Annotated in this window: 1 protein-coding gene; it reads left to right on the forward strand. The window is 57.4% G+C overall.

Annotated elements, in window-relative coordinates; all coding sequences use genetic code 11:
- The coding region (locus Q4563_RS17190; RefSeq protein ID WP_303605359.1) for a DUF3422 family protein at window positions 1–366 on the forward strand (366 nt) is incomplete at both ends.

A 366-nucleotide genomic window follows, 5' to 3' on the forward strand; every position in this document is an offset into this window, starting at 1 on the left:
GGGCAGCTGCCAGGTCGCGCATTTTACCGTCAAGCTGAATGACAACCGCCAGGAACTGCATGCCCATGTGGTGGAGTTGTGCCGCCGTTACAGTGTGCCAGCGCCGGACCCGGATTCTTCCTGTTTGTATCAGGATTTTGGTGGCTTTGAGTTGCGCTGGGAGCGCCATCTGGAATTTGCCAACTTCACCTTTATTGTTGCAACCGAAACGCCATTCGCAACCGATGCTCTGGCGTTTATTCCCAAGGACTGGCTGGCGGCGATGCCCGGAGAGCTGGTTGTGGCCGTGAATCTGTCGCTGGTCAAGGAGACCCCTGACGATCAGCAGATGTTTGACTGGTTCGAAGGACAGCGGGTGTCCGGGGC

The sequence above is a fragment of the Gilvimarinus sp. 1_MG-2023 genome (assembly GCF_030548285.1).